The following is a 21,931-nucleotide window of genomic DNA, read 5'->3' on the forward strand; positions in this document are numbered from 1 at the left end:
CGGGCATTGACGGATCAGCAGGAACGCACGCGTTTCGAGGCGGAATTCGCCCGGACCGACGCGAGCACCGACCCCTTCGTCTCCGCCGTCCGGGCGACGCGGATGCCGATGCTGATCACCGATCCCCATCAGCCGGACAACCCCATCGTCTTCGTCAACGCCGCCTTCTCCAAGTTGACCGGGTACGGCCACGACGAGATCATCGGCCGGAACTGCCGGTTCCTTCAGGGGCCCGAGACCAGCAAGGCCGACATCGCGAAGATCAGGGCGGCGATCGCCCGCCGCGTGCCGATCGAGATCGAGCTCCTGAACCACAAGAAGAACGGCGAGCTCTTCTGGAACCGGCTGCTGATCTCGCCGGTCTTCGATCGCGACGGGGAGCTCACCTACTTCTTCGCGTCGCAGTTCGACGTGACGCTGGAGCGGGAGAAGCTCGCGCGGATGCAGCGCGACCGGGAGGCGCTCGAGCAGGAGATCGAGCGCCGCACCAGCGACCTCACCCGCAGCGAGGAGCGGCTGCGATTCATCCTGAAGGCCGGACGTTTCGGCTCGTGGACCCTCGATCTTGCCGACATGCGGCTCGTGGCCTCCGAGACCTGCAAGGAGAATTTCGGGCGGGCGCCGGGCGAGGCGTTCAGCTACGAGGACCTGATCGCCGCGATCGAGCCCGAGGACCGGCCGCGCATGCAGGCGGCGGTGCAGACCTCGATCCGCGAGCACAGCGACTACGACATCGAGTACCGGGCGCGCACGCCCGGCGGCGAGCTTCGCTGGCTGCAGATCCGGGGTCAGACCTTCTACGACTCGGTCGGGCAGCCGCTGAGCATGGCCGGCGTCTCCATCGACGTGACCGAGCGCAAACGCGCGGAGGAGCACCGCGCCCTCCTGGCCGACGAGCTGAACCACCGGGTGAAGAACTCGATGGCGACCATGCAGTCGATCGCGCACCAGACCCTGCGCAACGCCGCCTCCCTGGAGGAGGCGCACAGGACCCTCGACGCGCGGCTGCACTCGCTCTCGGCGGCCCACGACGTCCTGACCCGCCAGAGCTGGATCGGGGCCACGCTCGACGTCATTGTGGAGGGCACCCTCCAGGCGTTCCGGGGCGGAGCGGGCCAGCGCTTCCTGATCAACGGACCGGAGGTGTGGCTGACACCGCGCCTGACGCTCGCCTTCACGATGGCGCTGCACGAACTGGCGACCAACGCCGTGAAGTACGGTGCCCTATCGAACGACCGGGGGCGAGTGGCCCTGAACTGGGACGTGGTCGACGGGGTGACGCCGGCCCGTCTCTGGTTCCGCTGGGAGGAGGTCGGCGGACCCGCGGTTACGGCACCGGCCCGCGGCGGGTTCGGCACGCGCCTCATCGAGCGGGCGCTGGCCGCCGAGATGGGCGGCTCGGCCGAGATCGAGTACCGCCCCCGCGGCGTGGTCTTCACGCTGGACGCGCCGCTGCCCGACCGCGCGCCAGCCGCGGCGGAGGCGACGGGCTGAGGATCGCGTCCCGCGGGCCCGCCGCCGGTCAGGTCATGCGGGTCAGGACGGTCTCGTTCCAGAGCCTACGGTGCAGGAACGCCATCGCGGCGTGGCCGAGCACGACGACGAGAAGCGTGAAGCCCAGCCAGTAGTGGAACAGGTCGGCGGGCAGCATCATCCACTCGATCTTCGTCTCGCGGGCCGGCATCACGGGGATGCCGTAGGGCGCGAAGGGCTTGCCCGATCCGTACTGGCGCAGCAGGGCGAGGCTCGGGACCAGGACCATCAGGAGATAGATCAGGCCGTGACCGGCCGCGACCGCGCGCCCCGGCGCGCCCGGATGAGCGGGGCGCCGGTGAAGGTTCGCGAGGCCCCACACCCCGCGCAGGAGCACGAGCACGAACAGGGTGAAGCCGAGGGTGAAGTGGCTGCCGCCGACGAGGCGGGTGAGCGCCGCATCGCCGATCGTGACGTAGAGCAGCGCCCCGGTGAATTGCCAGGCGAACAGGGCCGCCATCACCCAGTGGAAGCCGCGGCTGACGCGGCCGTACCGCTCCGGCGTGTCCAGCCAGACGGTCCGCGATGCGGTGGCGTGGCTGCTCTGCCCCGTCACGCGGCGTTCTCGGTCCAGAGGTCACCGGCCAGGCCGTCCCCGCGCAGGATCTCGGAGGCCGCGCTGGTGAGCGCGTGATCCGGTCCGGGCTGCCGGAGGTAGGTGGCGAGATCGCGCGACAGCCGCTCCAGCGGATGGCCGCGCAGGAAGCCCTGGAGGCCGACCGAGCGCTGGGCCAGCTGGAGGATGTCGAGGCCGGCGCGCTCGACCGCGAGGCGGACCAGGTTGATGTAGGCGACGACGCGCTCCGGCGGCATCGCCGCGTCCGACGCGACCTGCGCCCCGCGCTCGACCCAGAGACGGGCGCCCTCGACCGCGATAGCGCCCTCGCCGAGGCGCGCCAGCTGGTGCGGATCGCTCCCCCGGCCGAGGCGGCGCAGATGGCCGCGCCAGGCATCGAACACGGCCTCGATGCCGCCGAGCTGCACCGCCGCGAAGCGCCACGCGCCGCCCGAGAAGGCCGGCTGCCGGAAGTAATCGTCGGGCTGGCCGAGGATATTGTCGGCCGCGAAGGCGAGACCGGTGAAGTCGATCGTGCCGGTCGCCGAGGCGCGCATGCCCTGCGCCCGCCACGCCGAGAGATCGGACCGCGTGCCGGCGTCGAGCGGCACCACCATCATCGCAGTGCCGCCCTGTCCCGGATGCCGGGCGGTGACGAGGGCGCGGGTGACGAAGCCGGCACCCGACGCGAAGGTCTTCACGCCGCGGAGATGGCCGTCGACGTCCGAGGCCTCGATCGTGAGGCCGCCTTCCCCCGGCTCGGTGTTCCAGACACCGAACAGATGGCCGGCGCGCGCGTCGGCGAACAGGCGGACGCGCTGAGCGGGTGAGCCGTACCGGGCGACGAGCTGAAGGGCGTTGACGTGACCCTCGTAGAGCCGGCCGAGAGCGAGGCTTCCGTAGCCGACCAGCCGCAGAACCTCCGCCAGGGCACCGGCGCCCGGCTCCGTGCCGAGGCCCGCGCCGCCGTGATCCACCGGCACGGGCGCGGCGAGCAGCCCGAGGCGGGCGAGATCGGCGATGTCATCCTGCGGGAAGCCGTGGTCGTGATCCTGGGTATCCGCGCGCGCGGGCGCCGACGCGGCGATCGCGCGCGCGGCCGCCTCGGAATCGTAGACGGGATCCAGGCGGGTCCACTGATCCATGCGCCTGACTCCTCTCAGAGCGCCACCGCGTCGACATCTGGGCGAATGGCCGCTGAGGGGCGGTTGCCCACGGTCGCGCGCTCGGGTCTCGTCACGTATGGGCCCCCATTGCCCGCAGAAGATGCGGAAGATCCTAAAAAACTAACCTAAGACTGAGCCATCCTTTCCCCGGCCGCGGCTGCGACCAATGCGACCGTCGTCGATCCGGGCTGCTCTCAGTTCAGCGTCCGGTTGGCGCGCAGCCGCGCCACGGCCAGATCGACGAACGTCCGCACCTTCGCGGGCGCGTGCCGGCCTTCCGGGTACAGGACGTGGACGGGCAGCGGCGCTTCCTCGTAATCGGCGAGCACGATCTGCAGCCGGCCGTCCCGCAGGTCCGGGCCGATCTGGTAGTTCAGGACACGCGCCAGCCCCCAGCCCGACCGTGCGGCGCCGATCGAGACCTCGTTGGTGTTGCCCTCCAGAGTGGGGCGGACGACCACCCGCTCGTTCCGGCCGAACCGCCACTCCGGCGACGCGAAGGCCCCGGTGGAGACGGCGATCCGGTGGCGCTTGAGATCCGCCGGGGTCGCCGGCACGCCGTGCCGCGCGAAGTAGTCCGGGGCGCCGCAGATGACGTGGCGCACCGACCCGACCCGAGCGGCCGTGTACCCGGAATCGGTCAGGTGGCCGATGCGGATCGCCACGTCGATTCCCTCCTCCACCATGCTGACCGGCCGGTCGACGAAGAGGGTCCGCGCCACCATGGTCGGGTAGGTGTCGAGGTAGTCGGTGACGATCGGGAGCACGTGCATCCGTCCGAACAGGACCGAGGCCGTCACCGCGAGCGTGCCCGACGGCGTCGCGTTGGAGCCAGCCGCCGCCGATTCCGCCTCGGCGATGTCGGCCAGGATCCGCCGGCAATCCTCGTAGTACCGGCTGCCCGCTTCCGTGAGCTTCACGGAGCGGGTCGTCCGGATCAGGAGGCGGGCGCCGATGGTCTCCTCGAGCGCCGCCACGGCGCGCGTCACGGCCGGCGGGCTCATGTGCAGGAGGCGGGCGGTCTGCGCGAAGCTCGCCGTCTCGGCGACCTTCGCGAAGATGCGCATGGCCTGCCACCGATCCATAGCCTCGCTCCGGGTACTCGCGGCCGCGTCGCGACGCTCACGCCCGATCCGGCCCGCCGCGTCGGCGTCCCGGCCGATCGGTCAGAAGCCGAATTGGCTCAGGCCCGGAAGGTCGTCCGGCCGGCGCCCGAGGGGCCAGTGAAACTTGCGGTCCGATTCCGCGATCGGCAACGCGTTGATGCTGCTGTGCCGATAGCGCATCAGCCCGCCCTCGGCGAGGCGGACCTTCGTGATCGCGCTCTGCGCGTCGAAGGGCGGCAGCGGCGGACGGGACAGGATGGGCTCCTTGTCCTCGGGGAAGGTTCAGCCCGGCTCCGGTAGCGGCGCAGGATGATCCGCCGGCGCCGGTCCCGCAAGGCGGAACACGGCGCGGGCCGCGCCGTCGCGCGCGTCACAGCGCGAGCTGCACCCGGTCCGTGCCCTCCGCGGGCACGGCGGAGCAGATCAGCACCTCGTCCTCAGCTACCGGTGCGCTCGGTTCCCTCAGATAGGTCACCGCGCCGGCAAGCAGCTTGGTGCGGCAGGTCCCGCAGTTGCCCTCGCGGCAGCTGAACTCCGGTGCGAGACCCCGCGCCTCGGCGAGGTCGAGGAGGCTGCCCGAATCCGGCGTCCAGCGCGCTTCCTTGCCGGTGTCGAGGAAGGCGATCGGCACCGTCTCCGTGGAGGCCGGTGGCCGCGGAGGCACGGCCGTCGCCGTTCCGGTGTCGCGGATGAGCCCCGAGGGACCGAACGCCTCCGCGTGAATCCGGTCGTCCGCCACGTTGTAGCCGCGCAGGTCGTCATAGAGCGCCTGGGTGAAGGTTGACGGGCCGCACAGGTAGAAATCGTAATCCGCGAAGGCCAGGAACCGCGTGAGCAGGCCCATGTCGATCCGGCCCGCGGCCTCGTAATCGACGCCGGCCGTCGCATCGGAGACATCGCTGAGAACGCGCACGATCCGCACGGCTCCCTGCGCCGCCGCGGCGAGTTCGGACAGCTCCCGATCGAAGGCGCGCTCGGCGCGGGTGCGGGCGGCGTAGACGAGCGTGGTCGGCCGGATCTTGCGGGTGCGCAGGCCCTCGTAGACCACGTGCCGGAGCATCGCGAGGAGCGGCGTGATCCCGACGCCGCCGGCGAGCAGCACGGCCGGGCGCGCCGCGCTCGCGTCGAGGGTGAAGCCGCCGCCGGGCGCGCGCGCCTCGACGATGTCGCCGACCCGAACTCGGTCGTGGAGGTGCTGCGAGACGGTGCCGTCGCGCTTCACGCTGATCCGGTAGGTCGGGTCCGAGGGCGCGACCGAGAGCGTGTAGGTTCTTATGACCGGCGCGTCTGCCCCCGGCAGCGTGACGCGGATCGGCAGGTGCTGGCCCGCGCGGTGCGGGAGCCGCCCGGCCTCGTCGTCCGGGGTCAGGTGGAAGGACCGGATCGTGCGGCTCTCGTCGACGATCTCGGCTACCCGGAACGGCCGCCACTGCGTCGCGCGCTCGGCCGCCCGGACGCGGTCGGCGGCCTCTGCCCAGTCGCCGGTCATCAGCGCGTTCGGCGACCAGCCGTCCGGCCGGAACGACCAGCGCAGCGGCAGGGCACCGCGTCGGCGGATCACCCGGCGCGGGCGGAAGCTCCAGAGCCGCTCGGCGCCCTGGAAGGCCGCGATCTCGGGCGAGTCCAGGATCACCGCGGCGTCGCCGGTCAGCTGCAGGAGATCGCCCGTCTCGAAATCGGTGAAGACCAGGCCGGCCCTGCCGTTCAGGAAGATGTTCCCGAGTGTGGCGAAGAACAGGTTGCCGGCGAAGTCGGGGATGGTCAGCGTGCCGTCCGCGGCGACGCGGACGAAGCCCGCCTTGCCGCCGCGATGCGAGACGTCGACCTGGCGCCGGCCCTCCCGGTCGGCGTAGGAGGCTACGAAGAACGTGTCTGCCGCCGCGATCAGGCCGCGGGCTTCCGGGTCGAGCTCCGCGCTCTCCTCGGCGGGGGCCGGAGCGGGGGCGCCCGGCTCGCCGAAGAAGCTCATGTCGCGCAGCTGGATGTATTGCGGGCAGTTCCCGAAGCTCTGGTCGACGGCGAAGTGCAGGACTCCGCCGGCCGTGGAGCGGACGAGGCCGTTGACGCGGTTGCGGCGGCGGCTGTCCAGCGCGATCCCGAGGAGGCCGATTGCGTCGCCGTCGCCCGTGCCGTCGGACGCGGGGTCGGCCGGGTCCGGCTGCGCGGCGATGTCGAGGGTCGTGGCGGTCGGCGAGGTGATGAAGCCGGGACGGCCGGCCAGGAGCGTGGCCCAGGCGTCGCCCTGCCGGTCGACGCTGCCCAGCACGATGAACGGGATCTCCGCGAAGAAGGCGCGGTGCTGATCGGGCATGAAGTCCCGCACCACCCGCTGGCCGATCACCGCCATCCGGTCGGCGGCGCCGACGGTTTCCTGGATGGACGTCTCGCCGGCATGCCATGTCGGCAGCGTCGCAAGGGTCTGACCGTCAGCCATCTTCGCGCCCTCCATCTGCATCCGCCCCCGGGCGCGGGTGCGCCCGGGGCCTTCCGGTCACGCCGCGGCCGTGAGGCCCGCGGGGGTCTGGGCGAAGGGGACGAAGCCCGGCAGGCCCTCGATCCGGCGCAGGAAGGCCTCGACCCGCGGGTAGCCCGACAAGTCCACGTTCCCCTCCGGGGCGCGGGCGAGGTAGCTGTAGACCGCCACGTCCGCGACGGTCGGCCGCTCGGCCGCGAGCCAGTCCCGGCCATCGAGATGCGCCTCGAGCCGCCCCAGGAGCGTGTGCGCCCGGGCGATCACCTCCTCCGGATGGAACTGGGCGCCGAACACCGTGATCAGCCGCGCCGCCGCCGGCCCGTAGGCGAGCTCGCCCGCCGCGACCGAGAGCCAGCGCTGGACCGCCGCCGCGGCGCGCGGATCCTCGGGCAGCCAGTCGGATCGGCCGAGCCGCTTCGCCACGTAGACGAGGATGGCGTTGGAATCTGAGACGATCACGCCGTCGTCGTCGAGCACCGGCACCTGACCGAACGGGTTCATGGCCAGGAAGGCCGGCGTCTTGTGTCCGCCCGCCTTCAGGTCGACCTCGATCAGCTCGTGCGGGGCCTCGACCAGGGAGAGGAACAGGCGGGCCCGATGCGCGTGGCCGGAGAGGGGATGGTGGTAGAGCTTCATGACCGTGGATCTCCGTCGGGGGCCGGGATCGCCCCGGGCCGTATGAGGAGAATGCCGCCGCGTTCGGGCGAGCAGAATAGGCGTTCTCCGCAGTTCATCATTCCGTGAATCGGAATAATTGCGCGGGCCAACAGTGCCGAGCGATCCTGCGCCGGGCTGGCGCGGCCGTCCTCCGCCTCGCCTCCGCGGGTACAGGCGCCGCGGAGGGGCCTGGCGCGGGCGCTGATCAGCGACCCGGGAAGCAATCATCAAGACGCCGGCTCCGAAAAGACTGCGCGGGACTTGACACCGAGGCCATTACCGAGGAGCCTAGTTTTCAGGCGCGGGGCAAAGCTGCCCAGTTTCGCGCCAATACGTCACCATCTTTCACGGCGATGCCGCCCGCAGTGCTTCCGCACTGGCGGGCTTTTTGCGTTCTGAAGGATTGCATGGGCCTCAGCCATCACCGCATCGGCATCCTGTTCTCCGCGGACGGACCCTACGGTCTCGTCGGGCGGGCGATGCTGAACGGCGCGCTCCTGGCGGTCGACGAGGTGAACGCGCGGGGCGACTGCGTCCTAGAGCCGGTGATCCGCGATCCGCAGGGCGCCCTCGCGGGCTACGTCGCCGGCGCCGAGCGGCTCCTCGACGCGGGGATCCGCCACGTCGTCGGCTGCTACACCTCGTCGAGCCGCAAGGAGATCATCCCGATCTTCGAGAAGCGGGACGCCCTGCTCTGGTACCCGTCGCATTACGAGGGCTTCGAGACCTCGGCGAACGTGGTCTACACCGGGGCGGCGCCGAATCAGCACATCGTCCCGCTGGTGCGGCACCTCCTCGCCCAGGGCGGCCGCACGGCCTTCTGCGTCGGCTCCAACTACATCTGGGCCTGGGAGAACAACCGGATCCTGCGGGAGACGCTGGCGATCGCCGGCGGCGACGTCGCGGGCGAGCGCTACCTCGCGGTGGGCGAGACCGCCTTCGATCAGGTGATCGCGGCGATCCTGGCCGCGAAGCCGGACTTCGTCTTCAACACGCTGATCGGCATCTCGGCGTACCGGTTCTTCCGCGACTTCCGAAGTGCCTGCGCGGCGCGCGGCATCGACCAAGCGCGGACCATGCCGGTGGCGAGCTGCAGCCTCGCCGAGCCGGAACTGGAGGCGATCGGGCCGGAGGCGGTCGACGGCCACCTGTCCTCCAGCGTCTACTTCACGTCGATCGACACGCCCCGCAACCGCGCCTTCATGGCGGCCTACGCGGCGCGTTTCCCCGAAGGCCCGACCCCCTCGGCGGATGCGGAATCCTCGTACATCGCGGTGCATCTCCTGGCGCGGGCGCTGGCGCGGGCCGGGATCGAGGATGCCGCGGCGGTGCGACGGGCGGCCTGCGCCGACGAGTTCGAGGCGCCCCAGGGACCGGTGCGCCTCGACGAGACGACCCTCCACGCCTGCCTGACCCCCCGGATCGGCCTCTCGACGGCGGCCGCCCGCTTCACCATCGTGGCGCAGGCCGAGGCGCCGGTCGCGCCGGACCCCTACCTGGTGCGCAGCGATCCGCGCGTCGTGCCGGTGAGCCGGCGCCCGCGCCTGAAGGTGGTGCCATGACGACGCCCCGGCTGATCCAGAATTTCAGCGGCGCGCAGGCCCTGCTGATCGCGCCGCCGAGCACCGCCACGGACGTCCTGGCGGGCACCCTGATGAAGCTCGGGCTGACCGTGGCCTCGGTCCTCCCGGCCGGCGAGGCGCCGTGGCTCGATTTCGAGATCCTCGACCCCGAGCACCACATCGTCATCGTGGACGGCGACCTGTCGCTGCCGGGCCTCGCGGCGAGCGCCGTGCCCGACCTGCCGCCGGTCCCGGTGGTCGGGCTCGTGGGCGTCGAGGCGCCGAGCCGGCTCAAGGGGCTGCTCCAGCTCGGCGCGACCGGCCTGCTGCGCAAGCCGATCCACGGCGCCTCGGTCTACGCCGCCCTGTTCCTGGCGGTGAACGAGCACAACCGGCGCCGTCTCCTTGAAGAACGGCTTGCCCGCCACGAGGAGCGGCGGCGCGGCCGGCGCCACGTCGTCAAGGCGATCCTCCGGCTGATGCAGGAGCATGGCCTCGACGACGACGCGGCCTACGAGACGCTGCGGCGCGACGCCATGCGCGCCCGGCAGCCCCTGGAAGCCTACTGCGAGACGCTGGTCCGCGCCCGTCCGTCCGTCGCTGCGCCGGCCCTCTCGCCGCGGCTGGCCCGATCCTGAAGCACGCACTCCACCCCGTAGACGAGGACGACCCGATGACGAGAACGCCCCGCGGATCCCGCCTGTCCGCCCTCGCGGCCGCCCTGCTTGCGAGCGTATCCCTGGCCGCCCCGGCGGCGCGCGCCGCCGACCCGATCAAGCTCGGTGTCCTCGAGGACCAGTCCGGCGACTTCGCGGTCGCGACCATCGGCAAGGTCCACGGCATCCAGCTCGCCGCGGACGAGATCAACGCCGCGGGCGGCATCGCCGGGCGCAAGCTGGAACTCGTGATCTACGACACGCAGTCCGACAACACGCGCTACCAGGAATTCATGCGCCGGGTGCTCCAGCGCGACAAGGTCAACGCCGTCTTCGCGGGCTTCTCCAGCGCGTCCCGCGAGGCCTACCGGCCGATCGTCGACCAGCTCGATGGCTTCGCGTTCTACAACAACCAGTACGAGGGCGGCGTCTGCGACGGTCACATGGTCGTCACGGGCGCGGTGCCGGAGCAGCAGTTCTCGACGCTGATCCCGTGGATGATGGAGAAGTTCGGCAAGCAGGTCTACACGATTGCGGCCGACTACAATTTCGGTCAGATCTCGGCCGAGTGGGTGCGTAACATCGTCAAGGAGAACGGCGGCGAGATGGTCGGGGAGGAGTTCATCCCCCTTGGCGTGTCGCAGTTCTCGCAGACGATCCAGAACATCCAGAAGGCCAAGCCCGACATCCTGATGACGTTGCTCGTCGGCACCGCGCAGGCCTCCTACTACGAGCAGGCGGCGGCCGCGAACATGAAGGTGCCGATGGGCTCCTCGGTCAATATCGGCCAGGGCTACGAGCACAAGCGCTTCCAGCCCCCGAGCCTCGCCAACATGTACGTGACCACGAACTACATCGAGGAGGTCGACAGCCCGTCGAGCAAGGCGTTCCTGGCCAAGTGGAAGGCGAAGTTCCCGAACGAGCCGTACGTGAACCAGGAGGCCGAGAACTCCTACCTCGCGGTCTACCTCTACAAGCAGATGGTGGAGCGGGCGAACGGCTCGACCAAGCGCGCCGACCTGCGTAAGGTCATCGCGGCGGGCGACGTCTGCGTGGACGCGCCGGAGGGCAAGGTCTGCATCGACCCGAAGAGCCAGCACGCGTCCCACACGATCTACCTCGCGAAGGTCGACGAGAAGCACGCGATCTCCTTCCCGAAGACCTGGGACAACATCCAGCCCTACTGGCTCGGGAAGGCCGGCTGCGACCTGACGCAGAAGGATCCGATGGCGCAGTACACGCCGAGCAACCCGCCGAAGCCCTGAGCTGCCGGGACGGGAATCCGCGCGCCGCGGCCCCGGGCCGGAGACGGCGCGACATCGCCGGGGCCGAGGCCCCGGCCCACAGCCATCACGATCGGGCCTCCGGATGGATCTGCTGACTCACGCCTTCACGTTCCTCTACCAGATCGGCGACGCGTTCTCGTTCCTGGTCCTCTCCGCCTGCGGCCTCGCGGTGGTGTTCGGCATGATGGGCGTGATCAACCTCGCGCACGGCGAACTGATCATGTGCGGCGCCTACGTCACGGCGGCGTCCACGCGGGCCGGGCTGCCGCTGCCGCTGGGCATCCTGGCCGGCGCACTCGTCGCCGGGGCCGTCGGCATGGTGATGGAGCGCCTCGTCATCCGCCATCTCTACGGGCGGCCCCTCGACACGATCGTGGCGACCTGGGGCATCAGCCTCGCGGCGACGCAGGGCACGCTGATCCTGCTGGGCTCCAGCATGCCGGGGATCGGCACGCCGCTCGGCAGCTTCACGGTCGGCGGCTACTCCTACTCGACCTACCGCGTCGTGCTGATGGTCGCCGCCGTGGCGGTGCTGGCCGGGCTCTACCTCGCCTTCAACGCCACCCGCTTCGGGACGCTCGCCCGCGCCACCATCCAGGTGCCGCACATGGCCGAGGCCCTCGGCGTCGACACCCGCACGGTCTACGCCCTGACCTTCGGCCTCGGCGCGGCGCTGGCGGGCCTCGCGGGCGGGCTTTACGCGCCGACCATGACCATCGTGCCGACCATGGGGACGACCTTCATCATGGAGGCCTTCGTCACCGTGGTGGTCGGCGGCGCCGACATCTTCCTCGGCACGGCGCCGGCGGCGCTCGTGCTGGGCACGGTGCGGGCGCTGCTCACGACGTGGCAGGGCCAGCTCTTCGGCCAGATCGGCCTCCTCGTCGCGGTGATCCTGGTGATCCGGGTGCTGCCGCGGGGCATCTCGGGCCTGATCCTGCGCGAGCGGGCCTGAAGCCATGGCGATGATTCCGGCGATGACCCTGCTCCGGCGCCTCGAGGGCCCGCAGACCCTGGGGCGCGGCCCGGCCTTCTGGACCGCCTTCGCCCTCGCGGTGGCGGCTGCCGTGGCCTACCCGTGGTTCGCGGACGGCTACACGGTCGGCAACACGGCCTACTTCTTCTGCTGGGTGTTCATGGCGCTCGGCCTGTGCCTGATCTGGGGCTACGGCGGCGCGCTCAGCTTCGGCCAGACCGCCTTCTTCGGCCTCTCCGGCTACGCCTACGGCGTGCTCACGCTCAATGTCGGCGCGGCCTACGGCTTCACCCTGGCGGCCCTGGTGCTGGCGGTCGCGCTCTCGGCCGTGATGGCGGCGCTCCTCGGCTACTTCCTGTTCTTCGGCCGGATCGGCGGGGTGTTCCTCGGCATCATCACCCTGTCGGTGACGCTCGCCCTGGAGCGCTTCATGGCGCAGACCGCCGGTCCGGAATGGAAGATCGGGGCGGCGCGCCTCAACGGCTACAACGGCATGAGCGGCATGCCGCCCCTGACCGTGCCGTGGCTCGACGGCGACGTCGTGCTGTTTCCCGACGTCGCCCTCTACTACGGCCTCCTGGGCCTCCTGATCGTCGTCTACCTCGCGCTGCGCATCCTGGTGAACGCCCGGTTCGGCAACGTGCTGGTGGCGATCCGCGAGAACCCGGAACGGGCCGAGATGCTCGGCTACGACGTGCGGCGCTACCAGCTCGCCGCCTTCGTGATCGGCTCGGCCCTCGCGGGGCTGAGCGGCACCCTCTACACCGCCTGGGGCCAGTACATCACGCCCTCCAGCATGGGGCTCACCGCCGCCGCGCTGCCGGTGATCTGGGTCGCGGTCGGCGGCCGCGGCGACCTGACGGCCACGCTCATCGGCACGCTCGTGGTCCTCGGCGGCTTCCAGGCGCTGACGATCTACGGCAGCCAGTACGCCCTGGTGGTGATGGGCCTGCTCCTCGTCGTGGTGGTGCTGGCGGCGCCCGACGGCCTCGTGGTGGCGGCCATGCGCTCGCTCGGGCGCCTCCGCCGCCGGGAGGTGGGCCGATGAGCCCGCTGCTCGAGACCCGCGATCTGAGCAAGCATTTCGGCGGGCTCCACGTCACCAACGACGTGAACTTCGCCCTCGCGGCGGGGGAGATCCACTGCCTGATCGGGCCGAACGGCGCCGGCAAGAGCACCTTCTTCCGCCTGCTGCTCGGCGAGTACACGCCGGAGCGGGGGCAGATCCTCTACGCCGGCGAGGACATCACCGCGCTCAAGCCCTTCGCGCGGATCCGGCGGGGCATGAGCGTCAAGTTCCAGGTGCCGGGCATCTTCCCGAGCCTGTCGGTGGCGCACAACCTGGAGATAGCCCTGCAGCACCATCTCGAGGGCGCCTCGCTCGGTGCCGAGATCCGCCGACTGCTCGCCTTCCTCAATCTCACCGCGGCGGCCTCCGACCGCGCCGGCAACCTCAGCCACGGGCAGAAGCAGTGGCTGGAGATCGGCATGGCGATCAGCCTCAAGCCGCGCCTGCTCCTCCTCGACGAGCCCACCGCCGGGATGTCGCCGGACGAGACCTTCGCCACCGGCGCGATGGTGCAGGCGCTCAACCGCGACGGCGTCGCGGTGCTGGCCATCGAGCACGACATGGCCTTCGTCCGGCAGATCGCCCAGCGGGTGACCGTGCTCCACGTCGGGCGCATCTTCGCCCAGGGCACCACCGACGCGATCATCGCGGACGAGCGGGTCGCCGCGATCTACCTCGGGGAGGCGGACGCGCCGCCGCTGCGGAGCGTCGCCGATGCCTGAGCCGCTCCTCGCGACGACCGGCCTCCGCGCCGGCTACGGCGGCAAGCCCGTGCTGCAGGGCGTCGACCTCGCGGTCCGGCCCGGCGAGATCGTGGCGGTGATCGGCCGCAACGGCGTCGGCAAGTCGACGCTGATGCGCAGCCTCGTCGGACTCCTGCCCGCCTCCGCGGGCGGCATCGCGTTCCGGGGTGCGGCGGTCGAGGGGCTCGCCGCCCACCGGCGCGCCCGCCTCGGCATCGGCTACGTGCCGCAGGGCCGCGATGTCTTCCCGCGCATGAGCGTCGTCGACAACCTGACGGTCGGCGCGTCGCTGCTGCCGAAGGGGGAGCGGCCGGATTACGAGCGCGCCTTCGGGCCTTTCCCGATCCTGCGGGAGCGGCGCGGGCAGCGGGCGGGGACGCTCTCGGGCGGCCAGCAGCAGCAGCTCGCCATCGGCCGCGTCCTCGTCGGCGGGCCGGCGCTGATCCTCCTCGACGAGCCCTCCGAGGGCATCCAACCCTCGGTGGTGCAGCAGATCGGCCGCACCCTCGTCGATCTCAACCGCCGCACCGGGGTGACGATCGTGTTCGTGGAGCAGAACCTCGACCTGATCCGCGCCATGGCCCAGCGCAGCTACGTCATGGACAAGGGCCGGATCGTCGCGGAGCTGACGGCCGGTGACCTCGACGACCGCGACCTCGTGCGGCGCCACCTCGCCGTCTGACGACACGGCAGACAACCAAGGGAGAGACGACCATGCAGTGGCTCGACCAGTCCATCATGGCCCGCAAGGGCGTCGCCGGCGGCAAGCCCGGCCGGGAGCACACGATCACCGAGGCCGAGCAGGGCCGCTACCACTACGTCTACGGGCCCTTCGCCGAGCCGGTGCTGACCGTCGATCCCGGCGCGGTCGTCACCGTCGAGACCCACGACGCCTTCGAGGGCAAGATCCGCCACGAGACCGACAGCCCGACGCAGATCCTGAACTTCCCCTACCTCAACCCGCAGAACGGGCCGATCTACGTCAACGGCGCCGAGAAGGGCGACTGCCTCGCGGTGGCGATCCGCTCGATCCGGCCGCGCGGCCCGCAGCCCTGCGGCACGACGCTGATCATGCCGGAATTCGGCGGCCTCGTCGCCACCGGCGACACCGCGCTCCTCAATCCGCCGCTCCCCGAGCGGGTGCGCAAGCTCGAGGTCACGGCCGAGACCGGCGTGCGCTGGAACGACCGGATCACGCTGCCCTACCAGCCGTTCATCGGCACGATCGGCACCTCTCCGGAGATCGAGGCGATCTCCTCGCTGCAGCCGGACTATTACGGCGGCAACATGGACCTGCCGGACGTGGGCGTCGGCGCGGTGATCTACCTGCCGGTGAATGCGAAGGGCGCGCTCCTCTACCTCGGCGACTGCCACGCCGCGCAGGGCGACGGCGAACTCTGCGGCGTCGCGGTGGAGCACCCGACCCACACGACGGTGCAGATCGACCTGATCAAGGGCTGGACCTTCCGCTGGCCGCGGCTCGAGACCGAAGACTTCTACATGACGATCGGCTCGTCCCGGCCGATGGAGGACGCGGCGCGCATCGCCTACCGGGAGCTGATCCGCTGGCTCGCCGCCGATTTCGGCTTCGACGAGATCGACGCCTACATGCTGCTCACGCAGTGCGGGCGCGTGCGGCTCGGCAACATGGTCGATCCGAAATACACGCTCGGCGCCTCGATCACGAAGGCGATCGCCCACGCCTGACCGGCGACGGAGGAGGACGGCATGGATCTCGGGCTCAGAGGCCGCCGCGCGCTGGTGACCGGCGGCACCAAGGGCATCGGCGCGGCGATCGTCGACCTGCTGGCCGACGAGGGGGCGGCGGTCGCCCTCTGCGCCCGCAACGGAGCGGAGGTCGCCGCCAAGGTCGCGGCCCTGCGCGCCAGGGGCGTGGCGGCGACCGGGCGCGCCGTCGACGTCGCCGATTCCGCCGCGCTGCGCGGCTGGGTCTCCGGGGCCGCGGAGGAACTCGGCGGCCTCGACATCGTGGTGCCCAACGTGAGTGCCCTCGCGGTCGGCAGCGACGAGGCGGCGTGGCGCAGCGGCTTCGCGGTCGACATGATGGGCACGGTCACGGCGGTCGAGGCGGCGATGCCGTTCCTCGAGCGCTCCGAGGCCGGCGCGATCGTCGTCATCTCCAGCGTGTCCGGGCGCGAGATCGACTTCGCGGCCGGTCCCTACGGCGCCTTCAAGGCGGCGCTGATCCACTACGCGCAGGGGCTGGCCTTCCAGCTCGCGCCCCGGAACATCCGCGCCAACTCGGTCTCGCCCGGCAACACCTACTTCTCGGGCGGCGTCTGGCACCAGATCGAGACCGGCAACCCGGCGCTGTTCGCCGAGGCACTCCGGCTGAACCCGACCGGCCGGATGGCGCGGCCGGAGGAAGTGGCCCGCGCGGCCGTCTTCCTGGCCAGCCCGGCCGCGAGCTTCATCACCGGCACCAACCTCGTGGTCGACGGCAGCCTGACCCGCGGCGTGCAGTTCTGACGCCGACCGGCCTCGCCCCGCACCGGGACACCTGCGACGTCCGAAGCACACCCGGCGCGTTCAGTACGGTCGTTCAGCGACGAAGTCCGGAGATCGCGAGGACTCACCACACTTGCGACGCATTTCGGCCGCTCTCGACTCTGTAAAGACAAGCTTGCCACGCGCGCTGGCACGCGGCACTCTCAAGCTTGGCCGTTCGCGCGGCGGTGGCACGCCGCGCGGTCGCGCCGGGCTGCAGGACAGGGAAGTCCAGGGCGATGATGACGGACGATCGCGAGGCCGGCGGGCTCGACGGGCGCGGGCGCCTCGGATGCGAGGCGGGAGTTCTCAGCCGCCGATCGTTCCTGGCCGGCTCGGCCCTCGGGATCGGCGCGCTCTCGCTCGGCGGGTGCGGGACGACCGACACCCTGCTCATGGCCGAGGCGGCGAAGACCTACGGGCCGATGCCGAACGAGAAGTTCCCGATCCCGGCGGTCGACGTCAGCAAGGTCAACCCGAAATACTACCGGCGGACCGTCCAGTACGCCTCGTCGGAAGCGCCCGGCACGATCGTGGTCGATCCCGCCAACTACTACGTCTACCGCATCGAGGGCGATGGCACAGCCACCCGCTACGGCGCCAATGTCGGCCGCCAGGGCTTCCTGTGGAACGGGAACGCCTATGTCGGCCGCAAGTCCGAGTGGGCGACCTGGACCCCGCCCAAGGAGATGATCCGGCGCCAGCCCGAGGCCGCGAAATACGCCCGCGGCATGCCCGGCGGCCTCGACAACCCGCTCGGCGCGCGCACGCTGCACCTCTACCAGAACGGCGCCTACACGCTCTACACGATCTACGCCAGCAGCGACGCCGAATCGATCGGCACGGGCATCACCAGCGGTTGCGTCGGCCTGCTCAGCCAGGACATGATCCACCTCTACGCGCGCACGCCGGTGAAGACGAAGGTGGTCGTGCTGCCGGCCTGAGGGCCGGCCGCGCCCGCGCCGTCCCCGCTTCCCGGCGGCCCCGACATCCTGCAGGATCGGCGTCCCTGACGTCCGACAGCGCGCCGGGAGCGCCCGCATGGCCTACGCGACGACGATCGAAGGCACACGCTTCACCTTCCCCGACCTGCGCAGCCTGCTCGCCAAGGCCACGCCGGAGCGCTCGGGCGACCAGCTCGCCGGGCTCTGCGCCGACGGGCCGGTCGAGCGCTTGGCCGCGCAGATCGCCCTCGCCGACCTGCCGCTCAAGACCTTCCTGGCCGAGGAGCTGATCCCCTCGGACCAGGACGAGGTCTCCGACCTCATCGCCCGCCGGCACGACCCGGCGGCCTTCGCGCCGGTCTCATCCCTGACGGTCGGCGCCTTCCGCGAGTGGCTGCTCGCGCCCGCCGCCGACGCGGACGCCCTCTCTGCCCTCGCGCCCGGCCTCACGCCCGAGATGGTCGCGGCGGTCTCCAAGATCTGCCGGCTGCAGGACCTCGTCGCGGTGGCCGCCAAGCGGCCGGTGGTGACGCGCTTCCGCTCCACCATCGGCCTGCCCGGGCGCCTCGCCACCCGCAACCAGCCCAACCACCCGACCGACTCGTCCGAGGGCATCCTGCTCTCGGCGCTCGACGGACTGCTGATGGGCTCGGGCGACGCGGTCATCGGCGTCAACCCGGCCACCGATTCCCTGCCGGACTACATCCGCATCGTCGAGCTGCTCGAGACCCTGCGGCTGCGCCTCGACGTGCCGACCCAGCACTGCTGCCTCGGCCACGTCACCGTTGCGATCGAGGCCATGGCCCGGGGCGCGCCCGTCGACCTCGTGTTCCAGTCGGTGGCCGGCTCGCAGAAGGCCAATGCCGGCTTCGGCGTCGACCTCGCCGTCCTGCGCGAGGCCTCGGACGCTGCCCGCGCGCTCGGCCGCTGCCCGGAGGGCGGGCAGCTCATGTACTTCGAGACCGGCCAGGGCTCGGCGCTCTCGGCCGACGCCCACTGGGGCGTCGACCAGCAGACCATGGAGGCGCGCGCCTACGCGGTGGCGCGGGAGTTCGACCCGCTGCTGGTCAACACGGTCGTGGGCTTCATCGGTCCCGAGTACCTCTACGACGGCAAGCAGATCATCCGCGCCGGGCTGGAGGACCACTTCTGCGGGAAGCTGCTCGGCCTGCCGATGGGCGTGGACGTCTGCTACACCAATCACGCCGATGCCGACGGCGAGGACATGGATGCGCTCCTGACCCTGCTGTGCGCGGCCGGGGTCAACTTCGTCATCACGGTGCCGGGGGCGGACGACGTGATGCTGAACTACCAGTCATTGTCGCACCACGACGCTGTCTACGCCCGCGAGACCCTGCGTCGCCGTCCGGCCCCTGAATTCGAGGCGTGGCTGCGGGCCGTGGGCATCACGGACGGGCAGGGCCGGCTGGCCAGCGCGACGGGCGCGCTGCCCCCGGCCCTGGCGGAGGCGTCCCGGCTCCTGCCCGGGCGGGCGGCATGAGCGGCGAGCCGGCCCGTCCGGGCCACCCGACGCTGCGCGACCTGCGCGGGCTGACCCAGGCGCGCATCGCGCTCGGCGCGCACGGCGCTGGCCTGCCGACCGGCGCGGCGCTCGCCTTCGGGCTCGACCATGCCCGCGCCCGCGAGGCGGTGTGGACGCCCCTCGACGCGGCCGCGATCCGCGAAGGGCTGCGGGCGCAGGGCCTCGACGCGGTGGAGGTCCGCTCCGCCGTGGCCGACCGGGCGGAGTACCTGCGCCGGCCGGACCGGGGCCGCACCCTCGATCCGGAATCCGGGTCGGTGCTCGACGGGCACGGGCCGGGCTTCGACGTGGCGATCGTGATCGCGGACGGGCTGTCGGCGACGGCGGTCGCGCTGAACGCGGTCCCGGCGGCGGCGGCGCTGGCAGCGCGGGTGCGTCGGGCCGGCTGGCGCCTCGCGCCGGTGGTCGTCGCGAGCCAGGGACGTGTAGCGATCGGCGATCCGATCGGGGCGCGACTCGCGGCGCGCTGCGTCGTGGTTCTGATCGGGGAGCGGCCGGGTCTGTCGGCCTCCGACAGCCTGGGCTGCTACGTCACGTTCGGCCCGGCGCCGGGGCTGCCCGATTCCCGGCGGAACTGCATCTCGAACATCCGGGAGGGCGGCCTGGCGGTCGAGGCGGCCGCCGGGCAGATGGAGGCGCTGCTGCGGGCGATGCTGGCCCAGGGCACCAGCGGCGTCGCGCTGCGCCGGGACGATCCCGCAGACCCGAAGGCGCTGCCGGACGCGCGGGACTGACCGCTCGGACGACCCGGGCGGACGTCACGCGCGCTCCGCGGACGGGCTGCAGCCGAACTGGGACCGGTAGCAGCGGGCGAAATGGGCCGCGCTCGTGAAGCCGCAGGCCGTCGCGATCTCCCCGATCCTGAGCGGGCTCCGGCGCAGAAGGCGGCGTCCGTGGGCGAGGCGAATCGCCCTGTACTGGGCCGAGAAGCTGAGCCCGAGCTTGTCGAGGAACAGCCGGTCGAGGTGGCGCGGGCTTATCGCCGCGAGGCGCGCCATGGCGAGGCGGCCGAGCGGCGCCTCCACGGTCTTCTCCATCGTCTCCAGCACCGCCAGCAGAGCCGGATGATGGATTCCGTAGCGCTCGACCGCGGAGGCCCGCTGCGGGTCGTCGGCGGCGCCGATGGCGGTGTGGAGGAACCAGTCGGAGACGCGCCGGGCGAAGGCCTCGCCCATGCGTTCGGCGATCAGGGCGTGGGCCATCTCCAGGGGCGCGACGCCGCCGCCGCAGGTCAGGCGATCGCCGTCGGCGACGTAGCGCGCCCGGCTCAGGCGCGCCTCCGGGAAGGTCTCAACCGTGGCACCGGCATATTCCCAGTGGAGCGTGAACGCGCGATCGGCCAGCAGGCCCGCTTCGGCCATCAGGTAGGGACCGCCCGAGATGCCGCCGATGCGGACGCCGAGTCGGGCCATCCGCCGCAGGGTCGCGTGGATCTCGGGCCTGTCCCACCCGGTCGGCTCGCCGCCCGCGCAGACGAAGAGGGTGTGGAGGTGGCCGCGCTGGCGCGGCAGCGCCTCGGTGGGGACCTCGGCGCCCGACGAGGCGGCCACTGAGCCCTCCGACTCGCCGAAGTAGCGCAGGCGGTAGAGCGGCCGCCCGGCAAGTTCGTTGGCCGCCCGGAACGGCTCGCACCCCGAAGCGAAGGACAGCAGCGCGAAGCCGGGCACGAGGATGAACCCGATCTCCTGCGGGCGGTCCCCGGTCTCCGCCTCCATCTCGCACGCCCCCTCCGCTCCTCGATGGCTCAAACGTGCAGGAAACCGTCCGTTTCAGTCAAACCTCCGCCTCGGCATTGATCATGCTGTGTGCCGTTACCCCGTCCCGCGCGAGATCGCTTCCGGATGCCTCGACCTGCCGATCTTCCTCCGTTCCGCGCCGCCGCGGCGGCCCGTCCCGGAAGCGAGCGGGAGTGTCGGCCGTGAGCCGCCGCTACGACGTCGCCGTGCTGGGTCTCGGCGCGATGGGCAGCGCCGCGCTCTACCAGCTGGCGAAGCGGGGCGCCGCGGTCATCGGGCTCGACCGCTTCGCGCCGCCCCACGCGCTCGGGTCGAGCCACGGCGAGACGCGGATCACCCGTCAGGCGGTCGGTGAGGGCGCCGACTACGTCCCCTTCGTCACCGCCTCGCACCGCATCTGGCGCGAGCTGGAGGCCGAGACGGGGCAGACCCTGCTGAACGCCTGCGGGGCGCTCGTCATGGCCCCGGGCCACGGCGTCTCCTCGCACCACGGCAAACCGGACTTCGTGGGCCGGTCCATCAGCGCCGCGGAGGGCGCCGGCATCGTCCACGAGGTGCTCACCGGCGCGGAGGTGGCCCGCCGCTTCCCGCAATTCCTGAACCTCGCGGGCGACGAGAAGGCCTATTACGAACCGGGCGGCGGCTACGTGTTCCCGGAGCGCTGCCTCGCGGCGCAGCTCGGCCGCGCGGGTGCCGCGGGCGCCGAGATCCGCACCAACTGCACGGTGGTCGGGCTGCAGCAGGACGGGAGCGGCGTCCGCATCGAGACGGCGGAGGAGACCATCCTGGCCGACCGCGCCGTCGTGGCCGCGGGCGCCTGGACGGCCCCCCTGCTCGGGAGCCCGTTCGACCGGCTCCTGACCGTCCGTCGCCAACTGCTGCACTGGTACGCGCTCGCGGACGAGACCGCCTACGGGCCGCATTCACCGGTCTTCATCTGGATGTACGGGACGAGCGACACGGAATACCTCTACGGCTTCCCGCCGCTCGACGGGTCCATCAAGGTCGCGACGGAGCAGTACAGCACCACCACCACCGCCGACGGGGTGGAGCGCCGCGTCGATCCGTCGGAATCCGACGACATGTACCGGCTGCGCGTCGCGAACCGGCTGGCCGGCGCGACCCCGGATGTCGTCCAGGCCGCCGCCTGCGTCTACACGGTGACCCCCGACCGCGGCTTCATCATCGACCGGCATCCCGCGATGGAGCGGGTCCTGGTCGTTTCCGCCTGCTCGGGGCACGGCTTCAAGCACTCGGCCGGTATCGGCGAGGCCGTCGCCGCGGAGCTGGCCGGGACCGGTAGCACCGTCGATCTCAAGCCCTTCGCTCTGGCACGTTTCAGTTGATGCGCCGGCCAATGGCTCGTGGATTGCTTGAAACCATGCCAAGATCCGTCGACCCGAGCAGGAAAGATCCG

20 protein-coding genes and 1 pseudogene are annotated in these 21,931 nt (G+C 71.6%); 14 read left to right on the forward strand and 7 right to left on the reverse strand.

Annotated elements, in window-relative coordinates:
- Positions 1 to 6 precede the first annotated feature (6 nt).
- On the forward strand, positions 7 to 1,494 hold the full coding sequence (locus ACLBYG_RS11385) for an HWE histidine kinase domain-containing protein (protein WP_447681523.1): 1,488 nt from the start codon (positions 7 to 9) through the stop codon (positions 1,492 to 1,494).
- 28 nt (positions 1,495 to 1,522) lie between these two features.
- Here ACLBYG_RS11385 and ACLBYG_RS11390 read toward each other — a convergent pair whose 3' ends face one another.
- From ACLBYG_RS11390 to ACLBYG_RS11415, 6 genes and pseudogenes are all read right to left on the reverse strand, one after another.
- Positions 1,523 to 2,089, reverse strand: a complete 567-nt coding sequence (locus tag ACLBYG_RS11390) for a cytochrome b (protein ID WP_447681524.1) — start codon at positions 2,087 to 2,089, stop codon at positions 1,523 to 1,525.
- The gene (locus ACLBYG_RS11395; RefSeq protein ID WP_447681525.1) at positions 2,086 to 3,234 is read right to left on the reverse strand and encodes an acyl-CoA dehydrogenase family protein; all 1,149 of its coding nucleotides are present in this window, start codon (positions 3,232 to 3,234) and stop codon (positions 2,086 to 2,088) included. The genes ACLBYG_RS11390 and ACLBYG_RS11395 overlap by 4 nt, the downstream gene beginning before the upstream one ends.
- Before the next feature lie 215 nt (positions 3,235 to 3,449).
- Positions 3,450 to 4,340, reverse strand: a complete 891-nt coding sequence (locus tag ACLBYG_RS11400; protein ID WP_447681526.1) for a LysR family transcriptional regulator — start codon at positions 4,338 to 4,340, stop codon at positions 3,450 to 3,452.
- Positions 4,341 to 4,421: 81 nt separating this feature from the next.
- Positions 4,422 to 4,556: pseudogene (locus ACLBYG_RS11405) on the reverse strand (DUF1348 domain-containing protein); the annotation flags it as partial.
- Positions 4,557 to 4,731: 175 nt separating this feature from the next.
- Positions 4,732 to 6,795 (reverse strand): 2Fe-2S iron-sulfur cluster-binding protein, encoded by a 2,064-nt coding sequence (locus tag ACLBYG_RS11410; protein WP_447681527.1) that lies wholly within the window; start codon positions 6,793 to 6,795, stop codon positions 4,732 to 4,734.
- A 57-nt stretch (positions 6,796 to 6,852) separates the two neighbouring features.
- On the reverse strand, positions 6,853 to 7,470 hold the full coding sequence (locus ACLBYG_RS11415) for a glutathione S-transferase family protein (RefSeq protein WP_447681528.1): 618 nt from the start codon (positions 7,468 to 7,470) through the stop codon (positions 6,853 to 6,855).
- A 428-nt stretch (positions 7,471 to 7,898) separates the two neighbouring features.
- Here ACLBYG_RS11415 and ACLBYG_RS11420 point away from each other — a divergent pair, with 428 nt between their 5' ends.
- From ACLBYG_RS11420 to eutC, 12 genes are all read left to right on the forward strand, one after another.
- Entirely contained in the window at positions 7,899 to 9,053 is a 1,155-nt protein-coding gene (locus ACLBYG_RS11420) for a transporter substrate-binding domain-containing protein (protein WP_447681529.1), read from the forward strand.
- Positions 9,050 to 9,691 (forward strand): ANTAR domain-containing response regulator, encoded by a 642-nt coding sequence (locus tag ACLBYG_RS11425; RefSeq protein ID WP_447681530.1) that lies wholly within the window; start codon positions 9,050 to 9,052, stop codon positions 9,689 to 9,691. Before ACLBYG_RS11420 ends, ACLBYG_RS11425 begins: the two co-directional genes overlap by 4 nt.
- Before the next feature lie 35 nt (positions 9,692 to 9,726).
- Positions 9,727 to 10,974, forward strand: a complete 1,248-nt coding sequence (locus ACLBYG_RS11430; RefSeq protein WP_447681531.1) for an urea ABC transporter substrate-binding protein — start codon at positions 9,727 to 9,729, stop codon at positions 10,972 to 10,974.
- A 103-nt stretch (positions 10,975 to 11,077) separates the two neighbouring features.
- Positions 11,078 to 11,950 carry an ABC transporter permease subunit gene (locus ACLBYG_RS11435; RefSeq protein WP_020093099.1) on the forward strand — a complete coding sequence of 291 codons (873 nt, stop codon included), beginning with the start codon at positions 11,078 to 11,080 and terminating at the stop codon, positions 11,948 to 11,950.
- A 4-nt stretch (positions 11,951 to 11,954) separates the two neighbouring features.
- Complete coding sequence (locus tag ACLBYG_RS11440) at positions 11,955 to 13,019, forward strand: branched-chain amino acid ABC transporter permease (protein WP_447681532.1); 1,065 nt, start codon at positions 11,955 to 11,957, stop codon at positions 13,017 to 13,019.
- Positions 13,016 to 13,762 (forward strand): ABC transporter ATP-binding protein, encoded by a 747-nt coding sequence (locus tag ACLBYG_RS11445; RefSeq protein WP_447681533.1) that lies wholly within the window; start codon positions 13,016 to 13,018, stop codon positions 13,760 to 13,762. Before ACLBYG_RS11440 ends, ACLBYG_RS11445 begins: the two co-directional genes overlap by 4 nt.
- Positions 13,755 to 14,465: an ABC transporter ATP-binding protein gene (locus ACLBYG_RS11450; protein WP_056533271.1), complete on the forward strand. Its 711-nt coding sequence runs from the start codon at positions 13,755 to 13,757 to the stop codon at positions 14,463 to 14,465. The genes ACLBYG_RS11445 and ACLBYG_RS11450 overlap by 8 nt, the downstream gene beginning before the upstream one ends.
- Positions 14,466 to 14,497: 32 nt before the next feature.
- Positions 14,498 to 15,490, forward strand: coding sequence for an acetamidase/formamidase family protein (locus ACLBYG_RS11455; protein ID WP_050731620.1), 993 nt, complete (start codon positions 14,498 to 14,500; stop codon positions 15,488 to 15,490).
- A 21-nt stretch (positions 15,491 to 15,511) separates the two neighbouring features.
- Positions 15,512 to 16,273, forward strand: coding sequence for an SDR family NAD(P)-dependent oxidoreductase (locus ACLBYG_RS11460; protein WP_056533273.1), 762 nt, complete (start codon positions 15,512 to 15,514; stop codon positions 16,271 to 16,273).
- 257 nt (positions 16,274 to 16,530) lie between these two features.
- Positions 16,531 to 17,235 carry a L,D-transpeptidase gene (locus ACLBYG_RS11465; RefSeq protein ID WP_091927126.1) on the forward strand — a complete coding sequence of 235 codons (705 nt, stop codon included), beginning with the start codon at positions 16,531 to 16,533 and terminating at the stop codon, positions 17,233 to 17,235.
- A gap of 97 nt (positions 17,236 to 17,332) precedes the next feature.
- Positions 17,333 to 18,736, forward strand: a complete 1,404-nt coding sequence (locus tag ACLBYG_RS11470; RefSeq protein WP_447681534.1) for an ethanolamine ammonia-lyase subunit EutB — start codon at positions 17,333 to 17,335, stop codon at positions 18,734 to 18,736.
- On the forward strand, positions 18,733 to 19,512 hold the full coding sequence (gene eutC / locus ACLBYG_RS11475) for an ethanolamine ammonia-lyase subunit EutC (protein ID WP_447681535.1): 780 nt from the start codon (positions 18,733 to 18,735) through the stop codon (positions 19,510 to 19,512). The genes ACLBYG_RS11470 and eutC overlap by 4 nt, the downstream gene beginning before the upstream one ends.
- Positions 19,513 to 19,536: 24 nt before the next feature.
- On the opposite strand, the gene ACLBYG_RS11480 is transcribed toward eutC, so the two are convergent.
- On the reverse strand, positions 19,537 to 20,493 hold the full coding sequence (locus tag ACLBYG_RS11480) for a GlxA family transcriptional regulator (protein ID WP_447681536.1): 957 nt from the start codon (positions 20,491 to 20,493) through the stop codon (positions 19,537 to 19,539).
- Between the two features lie 194 nt (positions 20,494 to 20,687).
- On the opposite strand from ACLBYG_RS11480, the gene solA reads away from it, so the two are divergent.
- The gene (gene solA, locus ACLBYG_RS11485) at positions 20,688 to 21,860 is read left to right on the forward strand and encodes an N-methyl-L-tryptophan oxidase (RefSeq protein ID WP_447681537.1); all 1,173 of its coding nucleotides are present in this window, start codon (positions 20,688 to 20,690) and stop codon (positions 21,858 to 21,860) included.
- Positions 21,861 to 21,931 lie beyond the last annotated feature (71 nt).

It is taken from the genome of Methylobacterium sp. D53M (genome assembly GCF_053345625.1).

Coding starts and splice junctions, on each gene's coding strand:
- ACLBYG_RS11395 (WP_447681525.1), bottom strand. CDS start 3,234: ATGGATCAGTGGACCCGCCTGGATCCCGTCTACGATTCCGAGGCGGCC.
- ACLBYG_RS11400 (WP_447681526.1), bottom strand. CDS start 4,340: ATGGATCGGTGGCAGGCCATGCGCATCTTCGCGAAGGTCGCCGAGACG.
- ACLBYG_RS11410 (WP_447681527.1), bottom strand. CDS start 6,795: ATGGCTGACGGTCAGACCCTTGCGACGCTGCCGACATGGCATGCCGGC.
- ACLBYG_RS11415 (WP_447681528.1), bottom strand. CDS start 7,470: ATGAAGCTCTACCACCATCCCCTCTCCGGCCACGCGCATCGGGCCCGC.
- ACLBYG_RS11420 (WP_447681529.1), top strand. CDS start 7,899: ATGGGCCTCAGCCATCACCGCATCGGCATCCTGTTCTCCGCGGACGGA.
- ACLBYG_RS11425 (WP_447681530.1), top strand. CDS start 9,050: ATGACGACGCCCCGGCTGATCCAGAATTTCAGCGGCGCGCAGGCCCTG.
- ACLBYG_RS11430 (WP_447681531.1), top strand. CDS start 9,727: ATGACGAGAACGCCCCGCGGATCCCGCCTGTCCGCCCTCGCGGCCGCC.
- ACLBYG_RS11435 (WP_020093099.1), top strand. CDS start 11,078: ATGGATCTGCTGACTCACGCCTTCACGTTCCTCTACCAGATCGGCGAC.
- ACLBYG_RS11440 (WP_447681532.1), top strand. CDS start 11,955: ATGGCGATGATTCCGGCGATGACCCTGCTCCGGCGCCTCGAGGGCCCG.
- ACLBYG_RS11445 (WP_447681533.1), top strand. CDS start 13,016: ATGAGCCCGCTGCTCGAGACCCGCGATCTGAGCAAGCATTTCGGCGGG.
- ACLBYG_RS11450 (WP_056533271.1), top strand. CDS start 13,755: ATGCCTGAGCCGCTCCTCGCGACGACCGGCCTCCGCGCCGGCTACGGC.
- ACLBYG_RS11455 (WP_050731620.1), top strand. CDS start 14,498: ATGCAGTGGCTCGACCAGTCCATCATGGCCCGCAAGGGCGTCGCCGGC.
- ACLBYG_RS11460 (WP_056533273.1), top strand. CDS start 15,512: ATGGATCTCGGGCTCAGAGGCCGCCGCGCGCTGGTGACCGGCGGCACC.
- ACLBYG_RS11465 (WP_091927126.1), top strand. CDS start 16,531: ATGATGACGGACGATCGCGAGGCCGGCGGGCTCGACGGGCGCGGGCGC.
- ACLBYG_RS11470 (WP_447681534.1), top strand. CDS start 17,333: ATGGCCTACGCGACGACGATCGAAGGCACACGCTTCACCTTCCCCGAC.
- eutC (WP_447681535.1), top strand. CDS start 18,733: ATGAGCGGCGAGCCGGCCCGTCCGGGCCACCCGACGCTGCGCGACCTG.
- ACLBYG_RS11480 (WP_447681536.1), bottom strand. CDS start 20,493: ATGGAGGCGGAGACCGGGGACCGCCCGCAGGAGATCGGGTTCATCCTC.